Genomic DNA, 8,779 nt, shown 5'->3' with positions numbered 1-8,779 from the left:
CCGCCGCGGGCCGGTCCGTGGACCGGCGGAGGATGCTGGGGGTCAGTCCGCTGCCGGGGCCTCGCCGTTCGCCGCGCGGTACGCGGTGAGGACGGCCTTCGGCAGGCGGCCCTTGGGGCTCACGGTGTGGCCGTTCGCGAGCGCCCAGGTGCGGATCTCGGCGGTCGTCTCGCCCGGCAGGAGGTAGCCGGTGCTCTTCGGGGCCGCAGCGGCCTCGGGGGTGGCGGGCGCCTTCGTCGCGGCGGGGGCGACTGCGGGGGCGACGGGCTCGGGCTCGGCAGCAGCCTCGGGGGCCTCCTCGACGACGACCGACTCGACGACCTCGACCGTGACGGCTCCGGTCTCGACGACCTCGACCTGCTCGGGTGCCTCGGCGACCTCGACCTCGACGACCTCTGCCACTGCCTCCGTCTCGGCGACCTCGACGGCTGCGACCGGCTCGGCCGCCGGCTCCGGCTCGATGGCCTCGACGACGGGCTCGGTCTCCACGACCTCGACCGCTGCCACCGCCTCGGTCTTGGTCTCGGTCCCGGTCTCGACCACGGCGACCTCAACGGTCTCGACGACCTCGGCGACCTCGACCGTCTCGACCGCGGTGGCGGGCTCGACGGCCACCGGCGCCTCGACCTTCGGCGCGGTCTCCGGCTCCAGGACGGCGATCGCGACGGGCGTCGTCGCAGGCTCGGCCGCTGCGGCGGGGGCGACCGGCGCCGTCGTGCGGGCCGGTGCCTGCGCAGGAGTGGTGTCGGCAGCGGTCTTCTGGGTGCCGTCGAACAGGGACGCGACGCTCACCACCGGTGCGGCCTCCGCCTTCTTCCGACGACCCTTGAACCAGCTCAGCAAACCCATGACGACCTCTCGGCGAACGATGCGCACACCGGTCGACGTGCGCGCGGCAACTCTTTCACATCTCGGACAACCGTCGGTAGGACGCCCACGGCCCACCGGTCAGCGGGACGACCGCCACGCGAGAGCCGCGCGGACGCACGTGACGACGCCGAGGGCCAGGGGCGCGACGGCGAGGAGCACCACGACCTTGCCCGCCGGTCCGAACGCCGAGTTCGCGACCACGACGTCGTACAGGACGTGGGCGGCCACGAAGGGCCAGACGTCGCGGTGACGCGAGTACAGCACCCAGAAGAGGACGGACCAGACGAGCACCAGGGTCACGGTCATCGGGACGCCGTAGTAGAGGTGGAAGAGGCCCCGGAGCACGACGATCACCGCGACCTGCACCCAGCCCGGTGCCCGCAGCCGCGTGAGGACCGCGACGGGGACGGCCAGGATCAGGATCTCCTCGGCCACGCCCGCGTGCAGCGCGTAGAGCAGGACCATGAACGCCCCGGGACGCTCACCGCCGCCGGACCCCGCCTGCTCCAGGACCGGGGCGAAGGACGCGGCCTGGAACGCGATCCACAGGAACAGGTACGCCACGGCGAACAACCCGAGCCGGTCCCACCAGCCCGACCGCTCACGACGGACGAGCCCCAGGTCCGCGCGGTCCACACCGCCTCGGGCCGCCAGCACGATCGCCAGGGCGACGCCCACGAGCGCCGTCCCCCACAGGACCGCCATGGCGCCTGCGTCGGGCGAGCCCGAGGACGCCGTGCCGGACAGGATCTGCACGGCCCCGTACACGTAGAGCCCGAACGCGACCGCGTACGGGACGACGATCGTGGTCGCGCCCCACAGGACCGACGTCGGCCGCGACCAGGGCAGGGCGACGTCGTTCGACGACCGGCTCACTTCTCGAACGTGCCGTCGGTGGGCAGCGTCACGTCGCACGTCACGGGAGCACCCGGAGCGGCCGAGGTGGCCTCGACGAGCACGGCCTCGTTGGTGCGACCGACGTCCTTGAGGACCCGGCACGACGCGGTGCCCTCGCCGGTGGGGGTCGCCACGACGCGGGCCGGCTGCCCGGCCGCCACGACCGCCTCGGTCGTGAACGGCGACTCGACAGGACCGGACGCGCTCTGCTCGACCGACGCGCCCGTACGGTCGCCCGCCGGGGCCTGCGTCCAGACGACCGACTCGACCCCCGCGTCCGACGTGACCTCGTACGTGAGGAAGTACGAGTCGATCGGCCGGTCGATGATCGCCGTGCGCAGCGCCAGGAACCCCACCACGAGCAGGGCGATGCCCAGGATCGAACCGACGACGACGAGGACAGGACCGACCTTGCTCTGCACAGCACACTCCGGATGATCTGCGGCCGAGGCGGGGTGCGCGGGGCCGACGGGGACGGACGCCGGGTGCGGCGCCGTCGGGCGCACCGCGGTGCCTCCGGTCCGTGGGACGGGGCGCCGGGTGCGCTGCTCCCACGCTAGGCGTGCGGACCGGGGCACGCATCGACCCTGCGGGCGAGGTGCGGACGAGGTTCCGTGCAGGTGCGTCGGCACTGCGGCGTACCGGCGTCCCCCGCAGGGTGACAACCGGACACCGGGAACTCGCTCGACTCGCGGGCGGCGCGCGCGGTCTACTGGGACGAGCCGCCCCCACCCCGCCAGGAGTCCCATGTCGTCGTCCCCGAGTCTCGACACCGAACGAGAACGCCTCGGCCTGCACGCCGACTGCGTGAGCTGCTTCGGCCTGTGCTGCGTGGCGCTCGCGTTCACGCGCTCCGCGGACTTCCCGATCGACAAGGACGCGGGCGAACCGTGCCGCAACCTGCGGCCCGACCACCGGTGCGGCGTCCACCCGGAGCTCCGCGAGCGCGGGTTCGTGGGCTGCACGGTCTACGACTGCTTCGGCGCGGGGCAGAAGATCTCCCGGGTCACGTTCGCCGGGCAGGACTGGCGCGAGCACCCCGAGGTGCGGTCGTCGATGTTCGCGCTGCTGCCCGTGCTGCGGCACGTCCACGAGCTGCTCTGGTACCTCACCGAGGCCGTGGCGCTGGCCGCGGGCAGGGACGGCGCCGGCGCCGGCGAGAGCAGCCCGGACCCGGCGCTGACCGCCGACCTGCGCGCCGCCGTGGACCGGGTCGAGCGCCTCTCGTTCGGTACCCCGCAGGACCTGCTCGCACAGGATCTCGACGCCCTGCGCAGCGGCCTCAACCCGCTCCTGCTCCGGGCGAGCGAGGTGGCTCGCGCACGCTCGCGCCACCAGCCCCGGGGACGGCGTGCGGACCACCGCGGCGCCGACCTGGTCGGGAAGCGGCTGGCCCGCGCCGACCTGCGGGGGGCGAGCCTGCGCGGAGCCCTGCTCGTCGGGGCCGACCTGCGCGGCGCGGACCTGCGCAGCGCCGACCTCGTCGGGGCCGACCTGCGGGGGGCCGACCTGCGCGGCGCGGACCTCACCGACGCGCTGTTCCTCACCCAGGCCCAGGTCAACGCGGCCCGCGGCGACACGACCACCCGCCTGCCCGACGGGCTCGAGCGCCCCGGGCACTGGACCGCCGCCCCGGCGGCCCCGGCGGCCCCGGCCGCCGAGCCCCGCCCGCGTCCCCGCGGCGACCACCCGCGCAGGGCGGCCCGACCGCGGCGGTGAGCGGCGCCGTCGGGCAGGCGGGGCGCCCGGACCTGCCCGCGACGCACGACGGGGCGGCCCCCAGCGGGACCGCCCCTCCTGGCGCTCGGCTCAGTTGTTGAGCTTCTTGGCCTGCTCCGCGACCGTGTCGACGTGCTTGTCGACCGAGTCCGACGTGCGGCCCTTGACCAGGTCCGCGACCTGGTCGATGCGCTCGTCCGTCAGGGCCTCCTTGGCCTTCTCGACGAACCCGCCCAGGCCGCCCAGGGCGCCACCCTTCGACTCGCTCATGTCCTCGTCCTTCCGTCGGCTCCCGGCACCGGTCGGTACCGGGTCACTGCGTATCCTGCCCCGGTCAGGCCCTCCACGGCGCACATCACCCGCCATGGGGAGCGCTCCCCATTGCGGCGAACAGCCTCCACCCCCCACAGTTGATCTCGTGGCCACCGAGCCACCACTCACCCACCACCCCTGAGGGAGCTTTCTTCGTGCGTCTCGTCCGCGGTATCGCCGTCCTGTCCGTCGCGTCCGTCGGGGTCCTCGGCCTCGCCGCCTGCTCGTCGGGTACCGACGCCCCTGCGTCCTCCTCGGCCGCGACGTCCGAGGGGGAGAAGGCCCCCGCGAAGGACTCGTCGTCGGACCTCACCGCCGAGAACTTCGTGCAGCGCATCACCGACGCGCAGCTCGCGGCGGGCAGCGTGACCATGGCGACCTCGACCTCGGTCGAGGGCACCAGCATGGACATGACCGGCGACATCGTCTTCAAGGACGGCTCGCAGAACCTCGCCATGACCATGACGGTCCCGGGCTCGGGCGAGATGCAGATCCGCTTCGTCGACGGCGTCTTCTACATGAACCTGGGCGAGCTCAGCCAGAACAAGTTCGTCGCGATCGACCCCGCCGACGAGTCCAACCCCATGGCGTCCCAGTTCGAGGGCCTCACCGAGCAGATGGACCCCACGGCGAGCGTCGAGGCGCTCGACGGCGCGATCAAGAGCGTCGAGAAGGACGGCGACCCCGTGGACGTCGACGGCGTCAAGGCCCAGCCCTACACGGTCGTGGTCGACACCACCAAGCTCACGGGCTCGGTGGCGGAGCAGGCGGAGGCCGCGGGCGCCGCTCTCCCCGAGACGCTGACGTACCAGTACTGGATCGACGGTGACGACCTCATGCGCAAGGTCGTCATGGACCTCATGGGGACGAGCATGGAGATGACGTTCTCCCACTGGGGCGAGGACCTGCAGGTCGTCGCCCCGTCCGCCGAGGAGATCTCGACCGAGCCGCTCTTCTGATCCGCAGCTCTCCGGGCCTCTGAGCCCGTCGAACCACGGCGGCGTGCCGGTCCACGGACCGGTGCGCCGCCGTCGTGCTGTCCCGGCCGCCGCCGGAACGGTGAGGCGGGCGCACCGGTGGGCGCCGCCGTCGGGCCGTCGGGCGCCTTCAGTCCGTGGGGCGGCGGCGCATCTGCTTGGTCGTGGTCCGCTGCTTCTTCGCGGCGAGGCGACGTTCCTGCGAGCCGCGCGTGGGGCGGGTCGCACGCCGTTGCCGCGCGGGCGGGGCGAGGCCGTCCGCGACGAGCGCTGCGAGGCGGGTCCGCGCAGCGGCCCGGTTGCGGAGCTGCTCGCGGTGCTCCGAGGCCGTCACGGTGAGCACTCCCCCGACGAGCCTCTTGTCGAGGCGCTCGACGAGGCGCGCGCGCTGCGCGTCGCTCAGGACGGCCGACGACGCGACGTCCCACGACAGCTCGACGCGCGAGTCCGTGGTGTTGACGCCCTGACCGCCGGGGCCGGAGGCGCGCGAGAACCGCCAGGTGAGCTCGGCGTCCGGGATCGTCAGCGCGGGGCTCACCACGAGACCTCGGTGCGGGGCGGTGGGCACCGGACCATCATCCCGCGTCGGCGGGGCGCGGCGGGAGGACGCGGCGGGAGCTGGTCACACACCACAGATTCTGGTACGCACGTCTAAGTTTGTGACCGGTATCACCGGATTGCGGCGTCATGTCCGCGCACGGGCGACGTCTCCCCGGGAGTGTCCGGACCCGCCGGGCGCGCCGCGGCACCGCCGCGCGACGAGAGGACCCGTGAGACGTGACTGCCCTGCCCGACCGGAGGACGTACCCCGGACGACGATCACCGGTCGCCTTCCTGCTGACCCTCCTCCTCGTGCTCGCCTCCGTGGTGACCACGAGCACCCTCCCCACCCAGGCGGCGACCGGGACCCCGATCTCCGTCGACAGCATCTCGTTCAGCAAGCAGGAGTTCCCCGACGGGAGCACCCAGGAGCTCACCGTGCGGTGGAGCGTCCCCGGCGAGGCGACGAACCCCGTCAGCGTGACCGTCGACCTGCCCGCAGGGCTCACCGGACGCGCGGACCGGTTCGCGATGATCTCCCCCGACGGCGGCCCCGCCGGTGAGTGCGTCGTCGGCGCCACGACCATCACGTGCACGGTCGACCCCGCGTACGTCGACGGGCACGAGCTCGCCATGAGCGGGGAGTTCACCGTCCGGGCCGACGTCTGGCTCGAGAACCTCGAGACCGTCGAGCACGTGTTCGACTTCGGCACCGTCGACGGCCCCCTCGCCGTGACCGTCACACCCAACCCCGACCGCTGCACGGAGAGCTGCACCTACCAGGGCCAGCACCAGGGCAAGTGGGGCTGGTACGACAACCTCACCGACACGATCACCTGGACGGTGTCCGTCCCCGCGCCCGGCGACGGCATGCCCGCAGGGCTCGACGTCGTCGTCGAGGACGTGCTCGACCCCACCGCGTACGAGCTCCTCGGCACGCCGACCGTCTACGAGGGCCGGTCCACGAGCTACGACCGGCTCGGCCGCGAGCAGGCCGACCTCCGGGCCAAGGAGCCCTCCGACGTCACCGTCTCCCCGGACGGGCTCCGGGTCGAGTTCACCTCGGTCGCCGGCGCCGCGGGCGAGCCGCTCCCCGCAGGTCACACCGGCCTGTCCGGGTCGGTGTACCGCGTCGAGTGGACCGTCCGCGCCCTCGACGAGGGCAAGGCCACCACGTACGCGAACACCGCCCGGTACACGATCGAGGGAGACGTCTCGCACGTCGTCACGGGGCAGGCCACGCGCTGGTCGGGCTCCGGCACCGTCGTCGGCCGCAACTTCGGCAAGCTCCAGCTCACCAAGGAGCTCCACGGCGACACGACCCTGACCTCGGCGTTCAGCGTGCGCTACACGGCGCTGCTCGACGGCCAGGTCACCGACGAGCGCACCGTCGAGCTGCGCGACGGTCAGACCTTCCTCACCGACGAGCTGTTCAAGGGCACCACGGTCCGCCTCGAGGAGATCGCACCCACCGGACCGGAGAACGTCACCTGGGCCGACCCCGTCTTCGTCCAGCCGGACGGCACCACCTCCGAGCGGCTCGAGCTGACCTTCGGCGCCGACCGGTCGAACCTCGGTGGCGTCACCGAGATCCGCCTGGTCAACCGGGCGACCCTCGCCCGCGCGGGCGTCCAGGCCCACAAGGTCGTCGTCAACGACGACGGGCTCCGCCTCCCTCAGGACCTGTCGTTCACCCTGGCCTACGCCTGGGACGCCGACCCCGGCCTCGGCATCGGGGCGGGCAGCGGCCGCGTGACCCTGCCCGCGGCGGGTGACCAGGTCTCGGTCCCCGACCTCCCGGTCGGGGCGACGGTCCGCTTCACCGAGCCCGCACCGAGGAAGGTCCCGGGCGGTACCTGGTCGTCGCCCGCCGTCTCGCCCTCCGAGGTGCTCGTGACCGACGCGAGCGGCACCGTGGACGTGACGGTCACCAACACCCTGACGCGCGACCTCGGCGCGTTCAGCCTCACCAAGCGCCTCGCGGGGGACGGGGCAGGGCTCGTCCCAGACCCCACGTTCACGGTCCGGTGGTCGTACCCTGCCGACCCGTCCCAGGGCATCGACGAGCCGGGCACCGGCGAGGTGACCGTCACGGCCGGCGAGCCCGCGGTCGTGGTCGACCAGGTGCCCGCAGGCGCCCGCGTCACGCTCGCGGAGGTCCTCGACGAGGTCGAGGGCGGCACCTGGGGCGAACCGACGTTCAGCGAGCAGACGTTCACCGTGATCAAGGACGACGTCGTGGCCGTCGACCTCGACAACCTGATCACCCTGAACGCGGGGTTCGTCTCGGTCCGCAAGGCGATCGAGGGGACGGGCGCCGGGCTCGTGCCCGCCGACGACACGTTCGTCGTGCACTACACCTACCCCGCAGGCACGGGCTTCGCGGCGGGTGACGGCCGGCTCGTCGTGCAGGCGGACGGCGAGGCCGTCACGAGCGGCCCCCTGCCCTACGGCGCCGTCCTGACCCTCTCCGAGCTCCCCCCGGCCGACGTCGCAGGAGCGACCTGGGGCGAGGTGGGCATCTTCGCGCCCGCGGCCGTGACGATCGGCGACGGGACGACGAGCGAGGTCACGCTCACCAACGCGATCACGCGGGACGTGGGCGCGTTCGCGCTCTCCAAGCGTGTCGAGGGGTCCGGGGCCGCGCTCGTCGCACCCCAGGACGGGTACACGTTCACCTACTCCTACCCCGCCGGGGACACCTGGTCGGGCCTCGAACCGACGACGGTCTCGGTGCCCGGTGACGGCACCACGGTGACGGTCCGCGACGTCCCTGCCGGGGCCGTGGTCACGGTCAGGGAGAACTCCCCCGAGGCCGTCGAGGGCGGCGCATGGTCGGCCCCGACGTACGAGGCCGCGAACAGCTTCGTCGTCACGAAGGACGCGACCTACGCGCTCGACGTCGTCAACTCGATCGAGCGGACGACCGGGTACCTCTCGGTGCGCAAGGACGTCGTCGGCACCGCCGCGCACCTCCTGCCGCCCGACGCCGAGTTCGTCGTGCGCTACGCGTACCCCGCGGGTGACGGCTTCGCAGCGGGCGAGGGCACCGTGGTCGTCGCGGCCGACGGCGTGCCCGTCGTCAGCGAGCCCCTCCCCTACGGCGCCCTCGTGACGCTCGTCGAGGAGGCGCCCGCGCCGGTCGACGGTGCCACCTGGACCGAGGCCGCCCTCAGTACCGAGCAGGTCCGCGTCGGGGACGGCACCGTGCTCGGGGTCGTCGTGACCAACACGCTCGACATGAGCCCGGCGCGCCCGGGTCCGGGCGTCGACCGGTTGTCCAACACCGGCGTCACGGTGCCGCTCGCGCTCCTCGGGGGCGCGGTGCTCCTGGTCGCGGGCGGTGCGACGCTGCGGGTCGCCGCTCGACGGCGCCGGTCGTGACCCGCTGAGCCCTCCGCCCGTGCCGGCCGGCGACGGGCGCGGGGGCACACCGCTGAAGGTGAGCGGCGGGCGGGGGGGGG

8 protein-coding genes are annotated in these 8,779 nt (G+C 73.5%); 3 read left to right on the top strand and 5 right to left on the bottom strand.

Annotation, left to right across the window (positions count from 1 at the left end; translation table 11 throughout):
• Positions 1-42 precede the first annotated feature (42 nt).
• The 3 genes from H9652_RS03605 to H9652_RS03595 all read right to left on the bottom strand — a co-directional run bounded on the left by H9652_RS03605 (position 43) and on the right by H9652_RS03595 (position 2,189).
• The gene (locus H9652_RS03605) at positions 43-849 is read right to left on the bottom strand and encodes an Lsr2 family DNA-binding protein (protein ID WP_191794821.1); all 807 of its coding nucleotides are present in this window, start codon (positions 847-849) and stop codon (positions 43-45) included.
• A 99-nt stretch (positions 850-948) separates the two neighbouring features.
• Entirely contained in the window at positions 949-1,746 is a 798-nt protein-coding gene (locus H9652_RS20165) for a CPBP family intramembrane glutamic endopeptidase (RefSeq protein ID WP_191794819.1), read from the bottom strand.
• Positions 1,743-2,189 (bottom strand): hypothetical protein, encoded by a 447-nt coding sequence (locus H9652_RS03595; RefSeq protein WP_191794816.1) that lies wholly within the window; start codon positions 2,187-2,189, stop codon positions 1,743-1,745. Before H9652_RS03595 ends, H9652_RS20165 begins: the two co-directional genes overlap by 4 nt.
• 325 nt (positions 2,190-2,514) lie before the next feature.
• On the opposite strand from H9652_RS03595, the gene H9652_RS03590 reads away from it, so the two are divergent.
• Positions 2,515-3,486: a pentapeptide repeat-containing protein gene (locus H9652_RS03590; protein WP_191794814.1), complete on the top strand. Its 972-nt coding sequence runs from the start codon at positions 2,515-2,517 to the stop codon at positions 3,484-3,486.
• A gap of 90 nt (positions 3,487-3,576) precedes the next feature.
• On the opposite strand, the gene H9652_RS03585 is transcribed toward H9652_RS03590, so the two are convergent.
• Positions 3,577-3,756: a hypothetical protein gene (locus tag H9652_RS03585; RefSeq protein ID WP_138827074.1), complete on the bottom strand. Its 180-nt coding sequence runs from the start codon at positions 3,754-3,756 to the stop codon at positions 3,577-3,579.
• A gap of 197 nt (positions 3,757-3,953) precedes the next feature.
• Between H9652_RS03585 and H9652_RS03580 the strand changes: the two genes are divergently transcribed.
• Positions 3,954-4,757 carry a hypothetical protein gene (locus H9652_RS03580; protein WP_191794812.1) on the top strand — a complete coding sequence of 268 codons (804 nt, stop codon included), beginning with the start codon at positions 3,954-3,956 and terminating at the stop codon, positions 4,755-4,757.
• A gap of 148 nt (positions 4,758-4,905) precedes the next feature.
• Here H9652_RS03580 and arfB read toward each other — a convergent pair whose 3' ends face one another.
• Positions 4,906-5,343 carry an alternative ribosome rescue aminoacyl-tRNA hydrolase ArfB gene (arfB, locus tag H9652_RS03575; RefSeq protein ID WP_191794810.1) on the bottom strand — a complete coding sequence of 146 codons (438 nt, stop codon included), beginning with the start codon at positions 5,341-5,343 and terminating at the stop codon, positions 4,906-4,908.
• Between the two features lie 209 nt (positions 5,344-5,552).
• Between arfB and H9652_RS03570 the strand changes: the two genes are divergently transcribed.
• A complete protein-coding gene (locus tag H9652_RS03570; RefSeq protein ID WP_191794808.1) occupies positions 5,553-8,699 on the top strand; it encodes a DUF5979 domain-containing protein in 3,147 nt (1,048 codons plus the stop codon).
• Positions 8,700-8,779: the final 80 nt, after the last annotated feature.

The sequence above is a fragment of the Oerskovia rustica genome (assembly GCF_014836555.1).
GTDB classification, from domain to species: Bacteria; Actinomycetota; Actinomycetes; order Actinomycetales; family Cellulomonadaceae; genus Oerskovia; species Oerskovia rustica.
This window is presented reverse-complemented; position numbering and strand designations above follow the sequence as displayed.